Annotated in this window: 21 protein-coding genes; 10 read left to right on the forward strand and 11 right to left on the reverse strand. The window is 57.1% G+C overall.

What is annotated here, in order from left to right; genetic code table 11:
* Positions 1 to 160: 160 nt before the first annotated feature.
* Genes M9920_11760 through M9920_11770 form a run of 3 tightly spaced genes read right to left on the reverse strand, consistent with a single transcriptional unit; the run spans position 161 to position 1,797 of the window.
* Entirely contained in the window at positions 161 to 547 is a 387-nt protein-coding gene (locus tag M9920_11760; GenBank protein MCO5052966.1) for a type II toxin-antitoxin system VapC family toxin, read from the reverse strand.
* The gene (locus M9920_11765; protein MCO5052967.1) at positions 544 to 750 is read right to left on the reverse strand and encodes an AbrB/MazE/SpoVT family DNA-binding domain-containing protein; all 207 of its coding nucleotides are present in this window, start codon (positions 748 to 750) and stop codon (positions 544 to 546) included. Before M9920_11765 ends, M9920_11760 begins: the two co-directional genes overlap by 4 nt.
* 57 nt (positions 751 to 807) lie before the next feature.
* Complete coding sequence (locus tag M9920_11770) at positions 808 to 1,797, reverse strand: MoxR family ATPase (protein ID MCO5052968.1); 990 nt, start codon at positions 1,795 to 1,797, stop codon at positions 808 to 810.
* Positions 1,798 to 2,158: 361 nt separating this feature from the next.
* On the opposite strand from M9920_11770, the gene rpsJ reads away from it, so the two are divergent.
* The 9 genes from rpsJ (at position 2,159) to hisJ (ending at position 9,769) form a co-directional block, all read left to right on the forward strand.
* Positions 2,159 to 2,467 carry a 30S ribosomal protein S10 gene (gene rpsJ / locus M9920_11775; GenBank protein MCO5052969.1) on the forward strand — a complete coding sequence of 103 codons (309 nt, stop codon included), beginning with the start codon at positions 2,159 to 2,161 and terminating at the stop codon, positions 2,465 to 2,467.
* Between the two features lie 18 nt (positions 2,468 to 2,485).
* On the forward strand, positions 2,486 to 3,181 hold the full coding sequence (gene rplC / locus M9920_11780; GenBank protein ID MCO5052970.1) for a 50S ribosomal protein L3: 696 nt from the start codon (positions 2,486 to 2,488) through the stop codon (positions 3,179 to 3,181).
* A 9-nt stretch (positions 3,182 to 3,190) separates the two neighbouring features.
* On the forward strand, positions 3,191 to 3,817 hold the full coding sequence (rplD, locus tag M9920_11785; protein ID MCO5052971.1) for a 50S ribosomal protein L4: 627 nt from the start codon (positions 3,191 to 3,193) through the stop codon (positions 3,815 to 3,817).
* A 1-nt stretch (position 3,818) separates the two neighbouring features.
* A complete protein-coding gene (rplW, locus tag M9920_11790; protein MCO5052972.1) occupies positions 3,819 to 4,100 on the forward strand; it encodes a 50S ribosomal protein L23 in 282 nt (93 codons plus the stop codon).
* A 225-nt stretch (positions 4,101 to 4,325) separates the two neighbouring features.
* Positions 4,326 to 5,468: an efflux RND transporter periplasmic adaptor subunit gene (locus M9920_11795; GenBank protein ID MCO5052973.1), complete on the forward strand. Its 1,143-nt coding sequence runs from the start codon at positions 4,326 to 4,328 to the stop codon at positions 5,466 to 5,468.
* A 16-nt stretch (positions 5,469 to 5,484) separates the two neighbouring features.
* On the forward strand, positions 5,485 to 6,207 hold the full coding sequence (locus tag M9920_11800; GenBank protein MCO5052974.1) for an ABC transporter ATP-binding protein: 723 nt from the start codon (positions 5,485 to 5,487) through the stop codon (positions 6,205 to 6,207).
* Positions 6,204 to 7,553, forward strand: coding sequence for an ABC transporter permease (locus M9920_11805; GenBank protein ID MCO5052975.1), 1,350 nt, complete (start codon positions 6,204 to 6,206; stop codon positions 7,551 to 7,553). Before M9920_11800 ends, M9920_11805 begins: the two co-directional genes overlap by 4 nt.
* Positions 7,554 to 7,555: 2 nt before the next feature.
* Positions 7,556 to 8,911, forward strand: coding sequence for an ABC transporter permease (locus M9920_11810; protein ID MCO5052976.1), 1,356 nt, complete (start codon positions 7,556 to 7,558; stop codon positions 8,909 to 8,911).
* Positions 8,912 to 8,968: 57 nt separating this feature from the next.
* Entirely contained in the window at positions 8,969 to 9,769 is an 801-nt protein-coding gene (gene hisJ, locus M9920_11815; protein MCO5052977.1) for a histidinol-phosphatase HisJ, read from the forward strand.
* A 461-nt stretch (positions 9,770 to 10,230) separates the two neighbouring features.
* On the opposite strand, the gene M9920_11820 is transcribed toward hisJ, so the two are convergent.
* The gene (locus M9920_11820; GenBank protein ID MCO5052978.1) at positions 10,231 to 11,415 is read right to left on the reverse strand and encodes a hypothetical protein; all 1,185 of its coding nucleotides are present in this window, start codon (positions 11,413 to 11,415) and stop codon (positions 10,231 to 10,233) included.
* A gap of 377 nt (positions 11,416 to 11,792) precedes the next feature.
* Entirely contained in the window at positions 11,793 to 13,973 is a 2,181-nt protein-coding gene (locus M9920_11825; protein MCO5052979.1) for a thioredoxin family protein, read from the reverse strand.
* Positions 13,974 to 14,694: 721 nt separating this feature from the next.
* Between M9920_11825 and M9920_11830 the strand changes: the two genes are divergently transcribed.
* Positions 14,695 to 15,831: a phosphatidylserine/phosphatidylglycerophosphate/cardiolipin synthase family protein gene (locus M9920_11830; GenBank protein MCO5052980.1), complete on the forward strand. Its 1,137-nt coding sequence runs from the start codon at positions 14,695 to 14,697 to the stop codon at positions 15,829 to 15,831.
* 9 nt (positions 15,832 to 15,840) lie between these two features.
* Here the strand turns inward: M9920_11830 and M9920_11835 are convergent, their stop codons facing one another.
* The 6 genes from M9920_11835 to cysK all read right to left on the reverse strand — a co-directional run bounded on the left by M9920_11835 (position 15,841) and on the right by cysK (position 22,173).
* Positions 15,841 to 16,725 carry a transglutaminase-like domain-containing protein gene (locus M9920_11835; GenBank protein MCO5052981.1) on the reverse strand — a complete coding sequence of 295 codons (885 nt, stop codon included), beginning with the start codon at positions 16,723 to 16,725 and terminating at the stop codon, positions 15,841 to 15,843.
* A gap of 173 nt (positions 16,726 to 16,898) precedes the next feature.
* Complete coding sequence (locus M9920_11840; protein MCO5052982.1) at positions 16,899 to 17,186, reverse strand: hypothetical protein; 288 nt, start codon at positions 17,184 to 17,186, stop codon at positions 16,899 to 16,901.
* Between the two features lie 10 nt (positions 17,187 to 17,196).
* Positions 17,197 to 18,567 carry a dipeptidase gene (locus M9920_11845; GenBank protein MCO5052983.1) on the reverse strand — a complete coding sequence of 457 codons (1,371 nt, stop codon included), beginning with the start codon at positions 18,565 to 18,567 and terminating at the stop codon, positions 17,197 to 17,199.
* A 50-nt stretch (positions 18,568 to 18,617) separates the two neighbouring features.
* Positions 18,618 to 19,622 (reverse strand): WYL domain-containing protein, encoded by a 1,005-nt coding sequence (locus M9920_11850; GenBank protein ID MCO5052984.1) that lies wholly within the window; start codon positions 19,620 to 19,622, stop codon positions 18,618 to 18,620.
* Between the two features lie 114 nt (positions 19,623 to 19,736).
* A complete protein-coding gene (gene rho, locus M9920_11855) occupies positions 19,737 to 20,915 on the reverse strand; it encodes a transcription termination factor Rho (GenBank protein MCO5052985.1) in 1,179 nt (392 codons plus the stop codon).
* 274 nt (positions 20,916 to 21,189) lie between these two features.
* Positions 21,190 to 22,173: a cysteine synthase A gene (gene cysK / locus M9920_11860; protein MCO5052986.1), complete on the reverse strand. Its 984-nt coding sequence runs from the start codon at positions 22,171 to 22,173 to the stop codon at positions 21,190 to 21,192.
* Between the last annotated feature and the right edge of the window lie 241 nt (positions 22,174 to 22,414).

Consider the following 22,414-nt stretch of genomic DNA (forward strand, 5'->3'; position numbering starts at 1 on the left):
TGCCGCTCCTACGGAGCTCGATATATTTGTTTATCGGTTTCTACAAAAATGTCGCGCCTACGGCGCTTGTTCTCACGGCACGGGCCGTTCATCAAAATTTTTCTGGATGACGGTTTCGCAGGTCGCCTTTGCGGGGCCTTGGCTTCGTGGGGCGTCCTTTTCACTTTCCACCTTTCTTTTTAGCCACGTATCTCACGCCGTCCAGGTCTTCAAAGTCGTCGTCCTGAGTCCAGAGAACGGCGTCATGGGCGCGGGCTGTCGCCAGAATAATGGAATCCGCCATCGGCAGTTTCAGTTCGAGACTCAAGCGCGCGGCACTCATGGCCAAGGCGGTGTCCAGTTCGATGATGTTGCCCTGCTGCATTAACGCCATGACTTCCAGCGCCTGGCGCGCACCTAATTCGCGCCGTGTCCAGCGGCAGACTTCAAACACCGAAATGGTGGGGACGACCAGCCGGGATGCGTCGGAAATGGCTGCGGCAAAGAAATCCGCGTTTGAGCCGCCGCCAAGAAACTCAATCCAGCCGGAGGAATCCACGACGTTCATAGACGGTCTGATTCGCGCTCAAAGTTGGTGTTCATCCCCTTAAACGCGCCGCGCATCTCTTTGATGGGGCGCAAAGGGACGACGACAATCTGGCCGTCAAAATTGATTATCTGCAGTTTCTGTCCCGCCTTTAGCCGCAGAGACTCACGGATTGCCCGTGGGATGACGATTTGAAATTTTGGAGATAGGGTTACGGTATCCATATCGTTGTTTAGTTGGTAAAACGATATTGCGTTCGATTGCATCGGTCAACCATCAGGTCACGGCACCGGCAGTTCATCAAAGATTTTCTGGATGACGGTTTCGCTGGTCTTTTCCTCCGCCTCGGCTTCGTAGGTGACGGCCACGCGGTGGCGTAACACGTCCATGCCGATGCTCTTCACGTCCTGCGGCGTCACGTAGCCGCGACCCTTGAGGAACGCATACGCCTTGGCCGCCAGCGTCAGCGCAATGGTCGCGCGCGGTGACGCGCCGAGTTGGATGAAATCCTTCACCGCAATCTTGTAATGGTCGGGATCGCGCGTGGCGCAGACCAAATCCACGATGTAATCCTTCACTTTGTCGTCCACGTAAATGTCGTTGATGACTTCGCGCGCTTTGAGAATGTCCTTCGGGTCCACCACCGCCGCCGCGCTGGGTGTGCCGGAAGTTTTCGCCATCACTTCAAGAATCTGCCGTTCCTCCGCGCGCGTCGGATAACCGATCTTCAATTTCAACATGAAGCGATCCACCTGCGCCTCGGGCAACGGATACGTGCCTTCCTGTTCGATGGGATTCTGCGTGGCGAGCACGAGAAACGGTTCTTCGAGCTTGAACGATTGATCGCCGATGGTGACTTGCCGCTCGGCCATTGCTTCGAGGAGCGCGGATTGAACCTTCGCCGGGGCGCGGTTGATTTCATCCGCCAAAACCAAATTGGCGAACACCGGGCCTTTGCGCGTGGTGAAGCCGCCGGATTGCGGATTGTAAATCTGCGTGCCGACGACATCGGCGGGCAGCATGTCGGGCGTGAATTGCAAACGCGAGAATTTCACGTGCATGGTGTTGGCGAGCGATTTCACGGCCAGTGTTTTGGCCAGACCGGGCACGCCTTCGAGCAGGACGTGACCGTTGGCGAGCAGGCCAATGACCAGCCGTTCGGTCAGATAGTTTTGCCCAATGATGACTTTGCCCAGCTCGTTAAACAGCGGATGGGTGAACGCGCTGGCTTCCTTGACGGCTTCGTTGATGGCGTTGATTCCAGTATTCATGAAAGACTTCGATACTACGAACGGATGGACAGCGAATCCAGCCCGAGTGTTCAAAGGAGAGGGGGGGGGTAACCACGGATGGACACTGATGAACACGGATGGGGAAGGGGAGTGACGCGAATTTCACGGATGATCGCTAATTCCAAAACTTCGTCTGCCATCCGTGAGAATTCGCGTAAAGTCTTTTGTTTTATCCGTGTTCATCAGTGTCCATCCGTGGTTAATTCTCAGGAATTGGCATCTGTCCCAAAATTCTTGCAAAAACATATTGCGGTCGCGCGGCGGTCTGATACTCTTTGCGCCCCGTTTCCCTTTGGGCGGCGGTTAACCGGAAAGAAGATTATAGACAATTGCTCTTTGTATGGCAGGACAACGCATCCGTATTCGGCTCAAGGCTTTCGACTATCGCGTCATTGACCAATCAGCGCGCGAAATTGCTGATACGGTAAAACGAACCGGAGCGCGAGTCGCCGGTCCGATTCCTCTTCCCACTCGCGTGGAACGCTACACCGTAAATCGTTCACCGCACGCGGATAAAAAATCCCAGGAAACATTTGAACAACGCACCCACAAACGGCTGATTGACATTCTCGAGCCAACCGCCAAAACCGTGGACGAGTTGAAAAAACTCAATCTCCCCGCGGGCGTGGACATCACCATCAAGATTTAACCGCAACGACTTTATCTCATGCCACTCGGACTTATAGGAAAAAAACTCGGACACACGCGGGTGTATGACGCCCACGGCGTGATGACGCCGGTGACGGTGGTGCTCGTCGGCCCGAATCGCGTGTTGCAGGTAAAAACGCAGGCAGGCAAGGACGGATACAACGCCGTGCAATTGGGCTTCGATGACCAGAAGGAACAGCGCGTGACCAAGCCTTTGCTGGGACACGTCAAGAAACACAATGGCGTGGCGGTCAAGCGCATCCGGGAGTTTCGCAATTTCTCCAAGGAAGTAAAACCGGGGGAAGTGGTGGGCGCGGACTTGTTCGCCGTGGGCGATTATGTGGATGCCATTGGCGTGACGAAAGGTCGCGGCTACGAAGGGGTGGTTGCGCGTCACGGATTTGCCGGTGGCGATTCAACGCACGGAGCTAAAGGTTGGCATCGCCGCTCTGGCGCCATTGGTCAGCGGTTGTTTCCCGGCACGGTCATGCGCGGTATGCGGATGCCTGGCCACATGGGACAGGTGCGGCGCACCGCGCAAAACTTGCAAGTCATTCAAGTGCGCGCAGCGGACCATCTGCTGTTGATCAAGGGGTCGTTCCCGGGATCGGAGGGCGATTACGTCATTATTCGTGAATCAAAGAAACGTCCGAAGGGATGGAAGCCCGCCGTGGTTGCAGTTCCTGCGAAGAAGAAAGCGGCCGCGAAGAAATAAGGAGTAGCAATGAAAATTTCCGTTAAAAGCATTCAAGGTCAGGCTGCGGGTGAACACGAAGTAAAATTCACCTTGGTGGAAGGCGGCCGCGGCACGCAGGCCGTCCACGATACCGTCACCGCTTATCGCGCCGCGCAACGCAGTGGCACGGCCAGCACCAAGACCGCGGGCGAAGTCGCCGGCACGAACAAGAAACCGTGGCGGCAGAAAGGCACGGGCCGCGCTCGCGCCGGCTCTTTCCAATCACCCATCTGGGTGGGCGGCGGCGTCGTGTTTGGTCCGAAGCCGCGCAGTTACGCCAAGAAGGTGAACGCGCAAACCAAGCAACTCGCTTTGCGCAAAGCGTTGACCGAACGGCTCAAGGCGGGCGATGTCATCCTCGTGGATGATCTGAAGCTGGCCTCGGCCAAGACGAAGGAATTTGTGGGCGTGATCAAGGCGCTCGGTGTGGAAGGAACGGCCCTCGTCATTTCCACTGGCGCGAACCAGAACCTCACATTGGCGGCGCGCAATTTGGCGAAAGTCGCGTTGGCCACCAGCGAAACGCTCAACACCTACGACGTGCTCCGTCCGAGCAAATTGATTTTCACGCGTGGCGCCTTTGAAAAGGTCGAAGCCCGCTTGAACAAGGAATAACATGAACGCTTTCGACATCGTCAAAACCGTCCGGCTGACTGAAAAAGGCACGCGCCAGGGCGAGAAATACAACCAGTACACCATCAAGGCGGATCGGCTGGCGAGCAAGCCGCAGATCAAACGCGCCGTGGAAGAGTTGTTCAAAGTCAAGGTGCTGCGCGTCAACACGCTTCAGGTGCGCGGCAAGTATCGTCGCCAACGCACCGCTCAGGCGGGCCAGGCACCAGATTGGAAAAAAGCCATCGTGACGCTCAAAAAAGGCGATAAAATTTCGCTGACCTAAAAACGGCACGGTAAATTTCATCAGGCGCGGAGTGGGTTCACTTCGCGCCTTTTTCATTACCGGGCGCTGATCAAACGGTTGACGTGGTGGTATTGAGTCGCGTGCGGGCCGAAGCGCGGACGTGTTTATTGGCCGAAAGGGAGGGTGCTTTTAGCGGCTTGGAGAACAAATGGTTTGCGGTCGCTTCGATACCCGTTAGGCTTAACGTGAAGAAAGACTAGTGACATGAAGCATTGGTGGTGGGTCCTCATATTGATTGCCTTGTTGGGAGGAGGCTTTGTTTATTTCAAAGATCGGCCGTTGCTGACGTCAAACGGCTCGAAGGCTTCCCGCGTCAACACGGCAAAGGTGGAATCGCGAAACATCCAGTTCATCATTAACGCCGCGGGAGAGATTGGTCCCGCCGATCAGGTTTCGGTGCGACCGGAAATCAACGGGCGCATCGCCGTGCTGCCGGTGGATTTGGGAGATTCGGTCAAGCAGGGCAGCTTGTTGTTTCAATTGGATGACCAGGACCTCCAGATCGAGATCGAGTCGCGCCAAACGGACATTGCGCGCGCCAGTTTGCAACTGGAACAAGCCGAGCGAAACTTCACGCGCAGCCGGGAACTGTATGATGCGAAACTAATTTCCAAGGAGCTGTACGAAGAAACCAAGACCCAGTATGACCTGGCCAAAAACACCCTGTTGCAGGGAGAAAAAGCCCTGGATTTGGTCAAAGATCGGATTCGCAAAACCCGGATTGATGCGCCATTTGATTGCACGGTGTTGACGCGACCAGTCTCCGTTGGCCAGGCGGTTTCCGGTTCGGGCGGAGTCGGCGGTGGAACGGAAGTGCTGACCATTGCGAATTTGAATGACATGATCATTAACGCGCACATCAATCAGGCCGACGTCGCTTATTTGAAATTGAACGAGATGGTTCAAATCTCGGTGGAAGCGGTGCCGGGTCTGGAAGTGCAGGGGAAGATCGAGCGGATTGCTCCACAAGCGACCATCAAAAACAACATCAAGGGATTCGCAACGCGCATTCTACTCGCCAACGTGGACAAGCGGGTGCGTCCCGGCATGACGGCCAATATCCGGATTCCCGTTGCTTCCGCCGACAACGTTTTGGCCGTGCCGCTCGCGGCGGTGTTTTCGGAGTTGGACCCCAAAACACAGCAGTACGAGCGGTTTGTTTACGTGCAGCAAGGCAGCGGTTTTGAGCGCCGCACCATCCAGGTCGGTGTATCGGACTATTTTTACGCGGAAGTAAAGAGCGGTTTGCAGAGCGGCGAAACGGTGGCGCTGGAACAACCGGCGGATGAATCCACCAAGACGCCGGGCATGGCTTCGGTGGGAAGTGGAGCGGGTCGGCCGCGATGAGGTGAGCGTCATGTCCTTGCTTGAACTGCGCAACGTCTCGAAGCTGTACCTGTTGGGCGGCGAGGAAATCCGGGCGCTGGATGATGTTTCCCTGGATATCGAAAGCGGCGAGTTCATTTCCGTCATCGGACCTTCAGGCAGCGGCAAATCCACACTGATGCACATTCTCGGCTGTCTGGATTCTCCGACGAGTGGCACCATTCAGTTGGACGGCACGATGATTCATGACGCGACGGCGCGACAATTGGCCGCCATTCGCAATCGGAAAATCGGCTTCGTATTCCAATTCTTCAATCTGCTTCCCAAATTGAACGTCCTGCAGAACGTCGAACTTCCCATGCTTTACAGCGGGGTGGGCGGACGCGAACGTCGCGAACGCGCCTTGGCGGCGTTGCGGGCGGTAAGCCTGGACAACCGGGCGCACCACCGTCCCTCGCAACTTTCCGGCGGGCAACAGCAACGCGCGGCCATCGCGCGCGCGCTGGTCAACAATCCGAAGATTATTTTTGCCGACGAACCAACGGGGAACCTGGATTCGCACACCGGTACCATGATCCTGAGTTTGTTTCACCAGTTAAGCGCCGAGGGTCGCACCATCATCCTGGTGACGCATGATCCCGAAATCGCCGCCGTCACTCCGCGCCGCATTGAAATCCGCGATGGCAAAATCGCGACGAAGCTGGACGCGAAACTGGCGGGGCTGGATCGGGTGGCGACCGCGCAAGCCCAGTCCCCATGAATATCTTCAACACCATTTTGACCGGGTTCAAAGAAATCTGGGCCTACAAGTTCCGCTCCCTGCTGACCATGCTGGGAATTATTCTGGGCGTCGCGAGTCTGGTCGCCATGTCCGCCTTGGTGAAGGGGATGGAAGTCGGGGCGACCGAAGCGTTGGTGGCGATTGGTGGATTGCAGAAATTTCGCATCGAGACGCAGCCCGTGCCGGTGGAACAGCGGCACCTTCAGGATCAGGCCGTCGGATTGAACCTGCAGGATGTGGAAGCTCTGGCGGCGAACGCCACGCTCTACACGAATATCTCCCCCGAGATTTCCATTAGCCGCGTGACCTTGTCGGCCAAAGGCAAAAACAGCCGGCCGTGGAATTGCTCCGGAGCGTGGCCCGTAATTTTGGAAATTTACGAGCACGAGATTGCCAAGGGACGAATGTTTAACGCGTTGGATGATGAGATGGCGCGCAGCGTGTGTGTCATCGGTACGGAAGTGAGGGATAACTTGTTTGGCTCGCCCGAGGAGATGGGGCGGGAGATCAATCCCGTGGGCGAGACGATCCACATCAACGGTCAGGCGTTCACGGTGATTGGTTTGTTCAAGCACTATGAAAGTGAGCAGGAGCGGCGCGAACGTGAAGCCGCCGCCGCGCAGCCCAAGGGCCAGCAAACCGGTCCGACGCGCAGTCGCGGTTGGGGTGGACGTCAGGGGAGCTTTGTTTATCGCTTCAAAAACAACAGCGTTTATCTTCCGTTGAATACGGCGCGCATCAAGCTGGCGGCCGATCCTGCGGGCGGCGCTCCCAACTTGACCAGCATCGAAGTGCAGTTGGTTGATTTGGGCCGGATGAACGAGGCGATTCAGCAGGTGCAGAACGTCATGATGAACACGCACAAGGGAATTCGGGATTTTCAATTTCGCACGCAGGAGGAGTGGGCGGAGAAGATCGAGGAATTCATCCGCAACGCCCGGATGAGCGGCGGAACGATTGCGGGAATCAGCTTGTTGGTGGGTGGCATCGGCATCATGAACATCATGCTCGCTAGCATCTCGGGGCGCATCCGGGAGATCGGCATTCGCAAAGCCGTGGGTGCGACCACCTTTGATGTGTTCCTGCAAATTTTGATCGAAAGCGTGGTGGTGGCCGTCTTGGGAGGATTGGCCGGGCTGCTCTGCGCCTGGGGGCTGGTCAAGATCATCGGTGAAATTTCTCCCACCGAAAATGAACCAATCATCACCTCGATGGCGTTGGTGGTGGCGTTTGCTTTCAGCGTGGCCGTGGGCGTCCTGGCGGGACTGGTGCCGGCCTTCAAAGCGGCGCGGCTCCACCCGATCGGTGCGTTGCGATACGACTGACCATGAAATTTTTCAACGCTCTCCTTTCGGGACTGAAAGATGTCTGGGCGCACAAGCTGCGTTCCATCCTGACGATGCTGGGCATCATTCTGGGCGTGGCGAGTTTGGTGGGCATGGCGGCGATTGTGAAGGGAATGGAAAACGGGATGAAGGAAACCATGGTCACCATGGGCGGAGCGGACAAGGTGCTGATTCTCGATTCCCAGGTGCCGCCCGAACAGGAACATTTGGCCGATCAGGCCCCGGGCCGCACCATGCAGGACGTGTACGCCCTGCGGGATAGCGCGCCGTTGATTCGCCTGGTGTCTCCGGAAATGTCCCTCAATAACACCATCATTACGCGCGGCCAAAAACAGGTCAGCCCCTCCGAGTGCGTCGGGGTCTGGCCCGCGGTTCTGGAAATGAACCTGCATACCGTTGCGCACGGGCGGTTCTTCAATTCGTTGGATGAAGAATCCGCCGCCAGCGTTTGCGTCATTGGCACCGGGATTCGTGACGAGTTGTTTGGCGATCCGGATAAAACCGGTCACGAAGTTGTTCCGCTCGGAGAGGTGATTTTCATTAATGAGCAACCGTTCACCGTGGTGGGCATGTTCGAGCGGTACGAAAGCGAACAGGATAAACGCGAACGCGAATTGGCGCGGAAACAACCAGTCGCCGCAGCAAGCGGCCCCGCCCGCTCGCGCGGTTGGGGTCGCGGCAATTGGGCGTTTCATCGCAAGAACCTCACGGTCTATATTCCGCTGAACACCATGTGGCTTAAATTTCGCGCGGGAGGCACCTCCGCTAACAGCTTGCCGGATCCCCGGCTCGACGACATTGACATCAAGGTGGCGGATTTCGGGCAGTTGGAAGCGGCTTTGCAACAGGCCCGAAATGTGTTGATGTTCACGCACAAGGGGATTGAGGATTTCAGCTTCCGCACTCAGGAAAACCGCGTGGAAACCATCAATCAACAAATCCGGAACGCGCGGCTTAGCGGCGGAATCATTGCCGGGATCAGCTTGCTCGTGGGAGGGATTGGCATCATGAACATTATGCTGGCCAGCATCAACGAGCGGATTCGTGAGATCGGCATCTGCAAGGCCATCGGCGCCTCCCCGGAAACCGTCTTCCTGCAAATCATCGTGGAAGCCGCGGTCATCGCATTGCTGGGCGCGGCCATCGGTGTGGGGGCCTCCTTCGCGCTGGTGGATTTTCTCAGTCAAATCTCGCCGACGCTGAATTTGCCGGTCATCACGGCTCAACCGATTTTAGTCGCCGTACTGTGCAGCATTGCCGTTGGCCTTATTGCGGGCGCCTTTCCGGCTTTCAAAGCGGCGCGACTTAATCCCATCGAAGCCTTGCGCTATGAATAAGGAGTTTGGCCGGATTTCAAGCGGGCTGAGGAGCGATGATTTTCAGAGAGTAAACCGATGAAACTACCGCCGGATTATCACATGCACACACCGTTGTGCCGCCACGCTGAAGGCGAACCGGTGGAATATGCGCGTCGAGCGGTCGAGTTGGGATTAAGCGAAATTGGATTTTCCGATCACGCGCCCCTGGCCCGCGATGATTTTGACGACTGGCGCATGTCGAGTTCGCAGTTGCGGGAGTATGTGGAAAAAGTTCAACGCGCGCGACGCGAGTTTCCGCAGTTGACCATCCGGCTCGCCTTGGAAGTGGATTATCTGCCGGGGCAGGAGGAATGGATTCAAACGCTGGCCGCGCAACAACCGTGGGATTATCTGATTGGCTCGGTGCATTACGTCACGGACGATTGGGCGATCGACAACCCGCATCAGATTTCCAAATGGCAGGACCAGGAAGTTTTTCAAGTGTGGTCCGCGTATTTTGACCGGCTGACCCAGGCCGCCGCGACCGGCCTTTTCAACATTATCGGTCACGCGGATCTACCCAAGAAATTTGGTCACCGACCGGAGCAGGATTGCGCTCCGCTTTACCGCCAACTGTTATCGGCGGCCAAACAACAGGGCTGCGCAATTGAGCTTAACACGGCTGGGCTGAGGAAAGATTGTCGTGAGATTTATCCAGCGCGCGAATTGTTGGCCGCGGCCTTTACCGCTGGTGTACCGATTACTTTTGGTTCGGACGCGCATCGGCCCGAAGAAGTGGGAATGGACTTTGCGGCGGCGGTGCAACTGGCCCGTTCGGTTGGCTATCGGGAGACGTTGCAATTTGCCGGTCGCAAAGCTGAACCCATTCCGCTGTGACGGGGTCATTCGCGCCTTCGCGAACGACATCCGGTGCTGAAGTTAAGCGCCACCGAGGCGCAGAGGGGAGGCGAATTACGAGGGATGATTAACGAAGGACGGAGGCGGCGAGAGGGTGGGCGCGTTATCATGCTGGGAGGGACACGTTCCACCGTGTCCCTGACTGAATCACGGCCGCAACCTGGAGTGGGTTTTCAAACCAAGCCGGAACTCGGAAACTCACAAAGCATTTCATTTTACCCCTGTGGTTTCGCGTGGTCCGCGTATTTCGCGGTTCATCCAATCCTGCCATCCTGTTATCCTGTCAGTTGCTTCCGTTGCGGTTCAGGGACGCGGAGGAACGCGTCTCTCCCAGGGAAATACCTTAAAGTTCTGGTGGTGTGCTTGATTCGGAACTTGTTCATCCGGCGGCGGTGATGCAAGGCCGAGGGGGGCGTCCAATAATCTCGGCGGCGCGGGATTTATTGCGAGATGAGCCGGTACAGCGTGGGGGCGGCGGGTTGCGGCAAAATCAATTCGTCGAACGCGCCCGCGCTCACCGGCACATCGGGGAGTGTGGCCCATTCGCCGCCGCTGACCGGCTTTGCCTGCAACCGGAAGTCCGCCGTCGCGGGCCAGGAGAAGTGGAGCGTGTTTGCAGCCGCCGTTTGGATGGCGAGTTTTGGCAGGATTGCGTAACTGCGCAGTCCGTCGGTGCTATTTGCCAGATAAAGATAACTTCCCGACACGGCAATACGCCGCGCAAATCCATTTCCAATTCTGGGAGTGTAACCGACGTTCAACGGTTGCGCGGGGTTCGAAATATCATAGACGCGCACGCCGTCCCCCCAATTGGCCACATAAGCATAGTGCCGTGAAATCGCGATCCCTACCGCTCCGCTGCCGGTGTTGATCGTGGCGACGATCACCGGGCTGGCCGCGTTGGTGATATTGTAGATTCGCAAACCAGCCGAGCCGATGGCCACAAACGCGTAATCTCCGGAAACGGTTATATCGTTGACCGCGACGCTGTCAAAGGCCTGCTGGACGGGAATGGCCGGTGGGAGAATTTCATAGATGCGCAGCACCGCCCCGTTGCCCAGATACGCCCGTCCCTCCGTGGCGGCCACGGACGATGCATAGCCATTGTTCGTGTGACTGATGTTCTGCGGGAACGCGGGATTCGAGATGTCGTAAATGCGCAAGCCGTCCGTCCCGTTCGCAAGAAAAGCAAGTCCGTTCACCACCGCCACATCTTCAGCATACGCCCGGGTTGCCGTGCTGTTGTTAGTGTGACCGATATTCTTCGGCTGCGCGGGAATCGAGACATCGTAGATGCGCAAGCCATCATTGGCGTTCGCCAAAAAAACATGGTTTCCAGCGACCGCAATCCCTTGAGAACTGGCGACATTCTCCGCGCTGTTGTTCGTATGGCCGACATTCACCAGGTTGAATGGATCTGAAATGTCGTAAACTCGCAGGCCGTCCATGTAATTGGCGACGTAGGCGAAGTTACCCGATACTGCCACATCAAATGCCCTGCCGTTGTTATTGGTGTTATTGATGTGGCCGACGTTGATCAAGCTCACCTGCGCCCGCGCACCGGCAACGGCGCATCCCAACACAATGGCCACCACAGGGGCGACCCAGGCGCGGAGATTTAGCATGATCGAACCTTAAAATGCCGTCATAAGAACGTCAACTGTGCATTGGGACGCTCCAGAACTCTGTAGAAATGCTCGTTGCGGTTCAAGGACGCGCAGGAACGCGTCCCTCCCAGGGAAATGGCGTCCGTAGAACGCGTTGGATTTTGTCCGCAATAATTACGAAGCCGCACACCTCCGTCCCGGGATAGCCTCTGGATTACGTTCAGGTCTTCGGCGGAATTGAGCGGAACTCGGAATGGGTTAGCCTTCTCTCGCGGTTGGTTGTTTGGTTTTTCTGTTCTTAGCGGAATCAGATGGGCAGTGCGGGGAGGGACGATATGCGAGTCATCGTCCCTCCCGTTCTGTTTTTGGCTGGGACGCAATGACTCGGGCCGCGCTCACGGTTCCGCCTGATCCAACGCCCGCAAAATTACCGGACCATACGGCGCAAACGGCAACGGTTCGGGCAGCACAATGGCCGGTTTGCCGGCATCCCGTGGATACACCAAAACCATCGGCACGGCTGAGCGACCGTGTTTTTCCAATTCCTCCGTGATGGCAGGAGCGAATGAGGTGTAGTCGGCCACGAGCGCCACGGCGTTAATTTCCTTGAGCCGGTTCACGACCGCTGCCGCTTCAAACCCCGGCTTCACGTTGATTTTACACGTTTGACACCAGGCGGCGGTGAAATCCACCACGACGATCTGGCCTTGGGCGCGCGCTTGATTGACGGTCTCCAAACTCCAGCGCTGCCAGGTATAGCCTTTGGGCGCATTGAGGATTTTGTCGCCCGCGACAAGTTGATGTTGTTCTTGTGGATTTCGCCAATTCAAACCCGATTCCAGCGCCCAGAAATAGCCGGTGGCCAGCAGCGCCAAGGTGAATAGTAATCCGACGCTGCGGGCGCGTTGGGCGCGCTGGTAGAAGTCGCCAAAGGTCCAGGCCGCCGCGCCGAGCAAGGCCAGGAAGACGCCGAGCCACCAGGATTGTTCGCCGTAAAATGGAGTCACGAGGCTGGCCAGCCAGATGGCCGTGATCAGCATCGGAAAACCCATGGCGATTTTGAATTTTTCCATCCAGGCGCCGGGCTTGGGCAGAAACCGCAGCCACGCGGGATGCCAGGACAGCACCACGTACGGGGTGGCCAGTCCGAGTCCGACTGTAAGCAGTATCAGCAGAATAATCGGAGCGGGTTGCACGAAGGCAAAACCCAGGGCGGCGCCGAGAAATGGCGCGGAGCAGGGGGTGGAAAGAATGGTTGCCAGCACGCCGTTGAAGAACGCGCCCGTGGCGCCATGTTGCGAAGCCAGTTGCCCCGCCGCACCCAGCGTGCGACTGCCGAGGGAAACCTCGAAGACCCCAAAGAGATTGAGCGCCACCAGCGTGATTAAAGCCGCCGTGCCGACGATGAACAATGGATTGCTGAATTGCATGCCCCAACCGGCCTTGTGACCGGCGGCTTTGATGGCAATGACGGCAATCGCCAGCACCAGGAACGATACCAGCACCCCGGCGCCGAAAACCAATCCCAGCCAGCGCACTCGCGCCGGAGTTTCCTTGGCTTGATTGACGAACCCCAGAATTTTCAGCGCAATGACCGGCAGCACGCAGGGCATGATGTTGAGAATCAATCCGCCGCAAAAAGCGTAGAGCAACCAGAGCAATAATGGTTTGCTCTCGGGCTGGATGGGGACCTCGGATGCGGAAACGATTACCGGGGTGTTACCGCCAATGGATAATTCCGCCGCGTAGCCTTCCTGGTGGCCATTGCGTTTCTGAACCAAGACTCCGGAAAGACGGGCGGGCCAGGTTTCGTGGGAACTGGTGATCTGCTTTCGGATGGTTACGCGGCCACCGTTGGTGGATACCAATCCGGTCTCCGGCAGAACTTCGAAGTCGTCGCTGGCTTGGGGAAAGAAATCCCAATCACTTGTAACGGGATCAAGTTTCCACGAAATCAATACCGAGCGAACCTCCGGTTTGCGATTGCCGGGTTCCCACTCTGCGCTTGGTTGCAGAGGCGCAGCGGATTGAGGCAGTTGCTTGTGCCAGGTTGTGAAGTCGGACTCGTGCTGAGGCGTTTCCGTCGGGCCAATTTCCAGTGTTGCCGTGACGATTTGTTTGCCTGGAACACAACTGATCTTGCACTCCAGCCAGTTCACGACCGCCTTGATTTCGACGGTTCCGTTCGCGATCTGCGGATCAATCGTCAGCGGTACCAACAACACCGCTTCGTTGTGAAATACGTAGGTGGTTTCAGCATAATCCAGCGTGCCGGGGATGATTTCGCCGTCGTCGTTGATTTTCTCGGGAATGTATTTTTCGGGCACGGGCCAATTGATATGCCCGGCGGTGATGCCATCTGGTAATTCCCACTTGAGGTCGGTCGCGATGCCTGAAGCGCCCGCATTTTCCCAATAGGTGTGCCAATCGGGGGACATTTCCAACCGCACGGCGGCGGTAATCGTCGTACCCGGTTTGGCGGCGCGCGCCGAGAGTTGCAAGGACGCTTGCGTCGCGATAGCCAGCGCATTGGCTGGAAGAGCCAATGTCAGCAAAATCATTAACCAAGCGAACATGCGGTTCACATGGATATAGATGCCAAAAACAGCAGCTTGTTTGAACTTATATTTTTACGTGGAAACCAGTTTGGAAATTTTTGCGCGCAGTGGGTGGGGAAATGTGATTGCGCCTGCCTGATTAGAGCGGATTAAATAAAGCCGTGGCCGCTTGATTTTTTCGTTTATAGCAGCGGGCCTCCCAACCTCAAGCCAAGCGTTGGGGTCAAACGGACAACCGCCCTGGGTTCGGGACAAGCACCGGCGCGACCGGTGATGTGGTCAACCTCCAGCTCGGTCCGAGGAACCATTGGCAGCGGAATAAAGTCCGAGGCGTTCCCGGAGCGCGGACGGTCTCCGTCCGCAGCGCGTGAACGGGAAGCTCGGCTTGCGGATCAATCAACGCCTTTTAGTCTGGCGCCGCGCTGCGGGCGCGGGACCGCCCGCGCTCCGTTCCCAGCGCCAGCGCCGCGGCATACGTGTGGAAACTCACCCGCAACAAATCACAAGCTCCATAGGAGCGGCAGGGGACTGCCGCAGTCCAAAACCTCGCGGACAGAATCGCCATTCCCCATCCGTCCCCCACCTTCATGGGGTTACACTCGTTCGGGGCCACGGCTACAACTCTAATTAAACTGCTGTAGCGGGCCGCAGTCGGCCGCCGCAATGGCCGGTTTTGCAATTTTTGATTCTTTCAGTTCGTCGGTTTGCCAACGCCCGGTCGAATCAATAGGCTCGGAGCGTGACGTCGCCTCGAATCACGCGCTGGCAATGGTTGCCGAATGGCAATGCGACTTTTCGCACCGTGCTGGCGATGATCAATGCGGCGCGAGCATCCGTCCGGCTCGAGTTTTACAAATTTGCCGACGATAAGGCGGGGCGAAAGATCCGGGAAGCGTTGCTGCAAGCCCGTTATCGCGGGGTCAAGGTCACCATTCTGGTTGATGGCATCGGCTCGTATAGTTTGCCGCGACATTTCTTTGCGAAACTGACCGGCGCGAACAGTGAGTTCCGCGTGTTCAATCCCATTACCTGGCGGCGCTTCGGCATTCGCAACCATCGCAAGTTGCTGGTGTGCGATGATCAGGTGGCCTGCATCGGCGGATTCAATATCGCTCGCGAGTATGGCGGTGACGGCGTGGCGTCCGGCTGGCGCGATCTTGGGTTCCGCTTCGAGGGCGAGCTGGTCAAGGAACTGGGGAGTTCGTTTGATGAAATGTTCGCGTTGGCGGATTTCCGGCGCAAGCGGTTAATGCGTCTGTGGCAGGCGAAGCGGAAGCGCCCGGTTGGGAGCAGCGGTGCGCAACTGCTGCTCGGGGGGCCGGGATGGGGAACGAACCCGATTCGCCGCTCGCTTTATCGCGATTTGCGGCGGGCGCGTCGGGTGCAAATTGTGGCGGCGTATTTTCTGCCCACCTGGCGGATTCGCCGGGCGCTGATGCGCATTGCGCGCGACGGTGGCGAAGTGCAGTTGATCCTGGCCGGCAAATCAGACGTACGTTTGTCGCAGTTGGCTGGCCGCAGTTTGTACCGCCGATTGTTGAAATCGGAAGTGCGGATCAGCGAATATCAGCCCCAAGTTTTGCACGCGAAATTGATCATTCTCGATGACGCGGTTTATGTGGGGTCAGCCAACCTGGATCCGCGCAGCTTGAGCATCAATTACGAACTGATGCTGCGCCTGGAAAGTCCGGAGGTGGCCGCGGCGGCGCGGGAGATTTTTGCGCAAATCCAGAAGCACTCGCGGGCGATCAGCCTGGAGCAGTGGAGCGCATCGCGAGGTATGTGGACGCGCTTGAAAGAGCGGCTGGCGTATTTTTTCCTCGTGCAGATTGACCCTCAAATTGCCGGGCGCCAGTTCAAGGCGTTGCCGGATTGAAATGATCGGTCAACGGGTCAACGCGAAAAGGTAGCGCTGATAGCGGCCGGAATCCGCCGTGCGCCGCAGTTCCATGTAGATTTGCTCCAGGTTGCCGCACATGCGGGCCAGGGCGCGGCGCGCGGTCATCGGCTCGAGGTATTCGTCGCGAACCTCATGTTTGCAACGCTTGAGATGTTCGATGCAGTCGTGCCGCGTAAGCAGTTTACCCAGGTTGAACGCGTCAATGTAAACCTCATCGTTGGCGTCCTTGAATTGGCACACGGAGTGGCCGGGTAATCCGATGGGGTGTACCGGATAATCCAAGCGACGCATCAACAGCGTGTAAAGCAGACACAGACTCACCGGATTGCCGGTGCGCCGGTCCAGGACCCGATTGATGAAGGTGTTTTCCGGATCGTAATAATTTTCCATGTTGCCGGTGAACCCCTTTTCGTCGAACAGAAATTGATTTACGCGGGGGAGCAGGCGTTGCTGCGGATCGGTGGTCGCCAGCCATTCGCGCAACTCTTGCGCGAGCGTGTCGAGCGCGGCGCTATAGGCGACGGCGTCGAGGTCGGGATACTCGGTTTGCGCCAACAGCAGCGCGCCCTGTTCCAGGTCAATGGATTTCGGCTCCTGCAGGCAATAGGACATGAAGCGGGTATCGGCGCCGCTTTGATCGAAGTGGCGCACGATTTCCTTGGCGTGCCGCCGGACCGTGGCGTCGTTGCTGGTTTGGCAAGGTTTAAGCCAAATTTGCGTGTCGGTGCCCATGGAAATGATTTTTTCGCGTACCGCGTGGTAAACGAAGGGGTCCTCATCACCAAGTAGTTTGATCAACGCCAGGTGTTCCGCATCCACCACCGGTGGCGTCGGTTCGGCAACAGCTTTTCTGAGTGTCGTAGTGAGCATGAAATTCTCCGCTCCTACTAAACCGCAAATTGTGTTGCGCAACAATCCAGTCGAGTTCGGATAATCGCCCCGGAATTTTCCGGGTAGCCGCTACGCCGGGAGGATGCGAATGGCCCGGGTTGCGGGAAGTTGAGAAGGTTGAAAAGCAGGCGGGCCGCTTGCCACCACGCCGATCAACGGGGCTTGCGAGGTTTGGATTTTTCGCGCTCCACCGCCCGCAGTGTCGTTTCCAAAAGCGCGCGTTGTTCCTCCCGGGCTTTCACCCCGATGAGTAAAACTTCGAGCAGCGCGGTGACGGCCGCCAGAATGGTAAGCAACAGGCAACCCAACCAGTAGAGCAGCAGCCCCAGTCCGCGCAAGTGAGGGGCGAGGACGGTTTCTCCGGCGATCAGCATGAGCAGCGCGAGGCCGAGGCAGACCAGGCCGAAGCGGCGGCGCAACTTGGAGGCGGGCGCGCTCACAATCGTGAAGTCATTTGACCAACTCGCGCCAGAGTAATGCGCCCAGCCGTTGCCCTTTGGCAAAAACGTCCAGGTCGAATTTTTCATTGGGCGAATGGGCGTTGTCATCCGGCAGTGCCAAACCGAGCAACAACGTATCCGCGCCCAAAATCTTTTTGAATTGATTGACGATGGGGATCGAGCCGCCTTCGCGCAGCAAGACGGGTTCATGACCGAAAGCCTGTCGCAAGGCGCGCAAGGCGGCTTGCGCGTCCGCGCTGGTGGGCGCAACGGCATACGCTTCCGCGCCGTGCCCGGCCTTGATTTCCAGCCGCACCGTGTTGGGGCAATGCTGTTTAAGAAACGCTTTGACCGCCCGGACTACTTTTTGCGGCTGCTGACCGGGCACCAAGCGCGTGGTGATTTTGGCGCGCGCCCAGGCGGGGACGATGGTTTTGCTGCCTTCGCCTTGATAACCGCTGGTGAGACCATTGATTTCAAACGTCGGTCGCGCGGAGCGTTGTTCCTCGGGCGTAAATCCGGATTCCCCGTGTAATTCCGGCACGCCAAGAAATTTTCGGTAAGCGTTGCGGTTGAACGGCACGCGCGCAATCTGGCGGCGCTCATACTTGGTCAAAACCGGAATTCCATCATAGAAATGCGGGATGGTGATGCGGCCCTTGGCGTCATGGATTTTGCTGAGCAAACGGCAAAGCGCCATGGCTGGATTTTCCACGGAACCGCCAAACATGCCGGAGTGCAGATCGCGGGAAGGGCCGTGTAGAGTAATCTGAAACGCCGCGATGCCGCGCAAGCCGTAGGTTAGCGCGGGATACTTGGGACTGGGAATTCCGGTGTCCGAAACGACCACGGCATCACATTTCAGTTCGGCTCGATTTTTCTGCAGGAATCCGGCGAGGCTTTTACTGCCCACCTCTTCCTCGCCTTCGAGAACGAACGTGAGGTCGCAGGGCAATTCGGTTTGCGTCTGAAGGTAAGCCTCGACGGCCTTCAAATGCGCCAGGTTCTGTCCTTTGTTGTCGCTCGCGCCGCGGCCAAAAAGTGAGCGACCGCGAATGGTGGGTTGAAAGGGCGGCGTCTTCCACAACTCGAAGGGTTCGGGCGGTTGCACGTCGTAGTGTCCGTAGATTAGAAAATGACGGCGCTTTGGCGTTGTTTGCTTGCGCGGCGTTTTGGCGATGACGATGGGGTTGCCGGGCGTTTTGCGCGCCTCCGCTTCGAGGCCGATGGCGCGGCAATGTTTCACCAGCCAGTTGGCGCAGGCGCTCAGGTCGGGCGCGTGTTGTGGTTGTGCGGAGACACTGCGAAAGCGGACGTAATCACAAAGTTCCTCCACGAAGCGGGATTGATGCCGAGCCAGATAATTCAAAACCGAATCCATACCAGCAGTATTGTAGAAGTCACACGAAAGCCAAGCGTTTCCGCGCCGGTTCAGCGTGATGGACTTTGGTTTAAGATAGCTTGGGCGGCGCGCTGGACGGATTCCCGCAATTCCCGCGGCTTGATCACTTGCGCGTCGCCGCCCCAGCTCAAGACCCAGCGCTGAATTTCAATCAAGCTGGAGAGCGTCAGGCGGAGTTCGATGTGCCCTTGCTTTAATTCCCGCAGTTGTTGTGACGGATGCCATTTCTTTTCCCGGATGTAATCGGCCACGCGGGCATTAAAGCGCAACACGATCTCCTGCGCTTCGGCACCCGAATGAACGCCGAAGCTGTCGCGCAATCGCTTTTCCAGCGAGAATTGTTGCGGGCGCGCAAACTGGCGACCGGTGAGCTTGACGGATTGCACGCGCGCGGGGACGAAAGTGCGGAGGTCCTTGCGCGCATGGTCGTAGGCGAACAAGTACCATTCGCCGTTGATGTTGGCGAGGTGGTACGGGTCAATCAACCGCGTCTCCTCGGTGGCGCTGCCGGCTTTCCGATAGGTCAGATTCAACTGCTGACGCTGCGCCGTGGCTTTGGCCAGCGTATCGAAAATTTCCAGATTCAGAATCGGCTCCGCGCGGGTGCGAAATGAAATCGTCTGTTCGATATCCGCGAGATTCAGCGAGATGGTGTCCGGCAGGGATTGCTCAATTTTCCGAATGGCGCTGAGCAGGGGTTTTTCAAATTGGGTGCCGCGGTATTGTTGCAACGCCTTTTCCGCAATGACCAGCGCCACCAGTTCGCCTTCCGTGATGTGCATCGTGGGAAACGAGGTGACGGCGGCAGTGTAATGATAGCCGCCGCGCTGGGGTTGGTATTCGATGGGCAGCAACAGGCGGTCGCGCATGAAATCCAGATCGCGCTGAATGGATTTGGTGCTGACCTCGAGTTCGGCGGCGAGCTGGGTGGCATTGGGAAAGCGTTCGGATTGGATGGCTTGATGAATGCGCAACATCCGTTCAAGCGGCGGTCGGTGTCGCGGGAGGGCGGGGACAGCAGGTTGTGATGCCATGACCAGATGAAATAGCGCAGTTGCGCGGCAGCGGCAACCTGAGACTTGCGCGGCGGGTGATAAAAGAAAACCCCGACTGAACCAGGTCAGCCGGGGTTGAGAGACAGGTCGCCGTCAGACGAGCTTGGCGAGCAATTCGTCGTTGGTCTTGTGCTTCTTTAACGCGGCGACAAGCGTTTCCATCGCCTCGATGGGATTCAAGTCCACCATCATGCGTCGGAGCTTGCGCAGCGAATCAATATTTTTTGCCGCGAACAATTTTTCCTCTTTTCGGGTACCGCTCTTGGGAATGTCTATCGCGGGGAACAGCCGACGATCCGACAGCTTGCGGTCGAGCACGAGTTCCATGTTGCCGGTGCCTTTGAATTCCTGGAAGATCAGTTCATCCATCCGAGAACCCGTGTCAATCAACGCGGTCGCGAGAATCGTGAGCGAACCGCCATGTTCAATCTTGCGCGCGGAAGCGAACATCTTGCGCGGGATTTCCAACGCGCGCGCATCCACACCGCCGGTCATGGTTCGACCACTGCCGCCGTGGACGCTGTTGTAGGCGCGAGCCACCCGGGTGAGTGAATCCAGCAGCACGAAGACGTCCTTGCCGGCTTCCACCATGCGGCGGCAGCGCTCGATCATGAAGCGAGAGAGCCGGACGTGCGTTTCCAAATCCTGGTCGTTCGAGGACGCCACCACTTCCGCTTTCACCGAGCGCTGAAAATCGGTGACTTCTTCCGGGCGTTCGTCAATCAGCAGGACCAGCACATGCACGTCCGGGTGATTGGCGGTGACGGCGTTGGCAATCTGCTTGAGCACGGTTGTTTTACCGGTGCGGGGCGGCGCGACGATCAATCCGCGCGTGCCTTTGCCGATTGGCGTGACGAGGTCAATGACGCGGGTCTCGATCAGGTCAGGTGATGTTTCCAAATTGTATTTTTCAATCGGATCAATGCTCGTCAGGTTTTCAAACCGAACGGCCTTGGTGTAATCCTCGAAGCTCAGCCCGTTCACTTTTTCCACCGCGCGCAACTGCGGACTGGTGCCGCGATGCGGAGGTTGCGTCGGTCCTTCCACCAGACTGCCTTCCCGCAGAAAATTGCGCTTGATGGTGTCTGGCGTGACGAAAATGTCCGTGGGTTTGGGGTGGAAATGCGCGGCGGCGGTTCGGAGGAAGCCGAATCCTTTTTCGGCGATTTCCAGATAGCCGGCGCCGTGGTCACCCGTTGGGGCATTATTCCCGGGATTCTGACCCGCTGGCCGTCCCGAATTTTGATTGTCGTTTTTATTTTGTTTACTCATACCGTCGTTGTTTTATCGAAGGCTGGGAAATGCCCCTGTTGACCTATTGTGAACTTTGAATGGTTGGAAGTTGCCAAGCGAGTGCCATCCACAAACTAAGGGGAAAACCTTCCTCGCACAGCGTCAAACCTTCGATTCGCTGCTTAAATTGGCGGAATCACGGGTTAATGCAACTATTTTTTCGGATTTATTTCGCGCGCTGCCCCAAAAACGAAAAATCCGCAAATAATCGGCGTGAGGCCCAATTATTTGCGGATGTAGGATTTAAGACGGCTCAACCGCCCACGGCGGCGCGCGCTTCCGCAGCCAAAACCGTGCTTAGATAACGCTCGCCAGTGGAGGGGGCAACCGTAACGATGAGTTTGCCTTTGTTCTCAGGACGTTTGGCCACCGCAATGGCGGCGACGACGTTGGCTCCCGAGGAAATCCCGCACAGAATACCTTCTTCTTTGGCCAGTCGGCGCGACATGGTGAGAGCTTCTTCGTCGGAGACGATGACGCAATCGGAAATCAACGGGTTTCCTTGTGCATCTTTCAAATGCAGATTTTTGGGAATGAAGCCCGCGCCCAGACCTTGAATTTTATGCGGCCCGGGTTTGAGCGGCTGACCGGCCAGAGTTTGCGCAATTACCGGTGAACCCTGCGGATCTACCGCAATGGCTGTAAAGCTTGGCTTGCGCGGTTTGATGACTTCGGCGCAGCCCGTCAAGGTTCCTCCAGTGCCGACTCCCGCGACCACGATATCCACTTTGCCATCCGTGTCGGCCCAGATTTCTTCGGCAGTGGTGGTCTTGTGAATTTCGACATTGGCCGGATTATTAAATTGCTGCGGCACCCAGGAGTTTGGTGTTTCCTGGGCCAATTGGTTGGCTTTGGCGATCGCGCCCTTCATTCCTTCCGCTCCGGGCGTGAGTACCAATTTTGCTCCGAGCATCGCCAGCAAGGTGCGCCGCTCTTGCGACATGGTTTCGGGCATCGTGAGGATCAATTTGTAACCTTTGGCCGCCGAGACGAAAGCCAACGCGATCCCGGTATTGCCACTGGTCGGCTCGATGATGGTCGTATCTTTATTGATCAAACCGCGTTTTTCCGCATCTACGATCATGGCCAGGCCGATACGGTCTTTGACACTGCTTAACGGATTGAAGAATTCGCACTTGAGCAGAACCGTCGCTTCCAGACCGGCGGTGACCTTGTTGAGTTTAACCAAAGGCGTACGCCCGACGGTTTCGAGGATGTTGTTGTAGAAATGACTCATAGTTATTATACGATTGTATTTATCTAGGAGAACAGTCTGGATTAAAAGCGCAAACATTTGCAAGGATTATTTGGCTTAAACTCAAATCGGCATTTGAAACTCCAGCGATAAACTAGATATTCACTTTCGCGACCAGCGAGACTTCAGCTTTATGGATTTGGCTTGTGTGATGTGGCGGCAACGGCTTTTCCTGTTCGCAAGCAACGCCGGTGGATGTCTCACCGACAGGCAACGCAGGATG

It is taken from the genome of Verrucomicrobiia bacterium, from assembly GCA_023953615.1.
Lineage (GTDB): Bacteria > Verrucomicrobiota > Verrucomicrobiia > Limisphaerales > JADLHS01 > JADLHS01.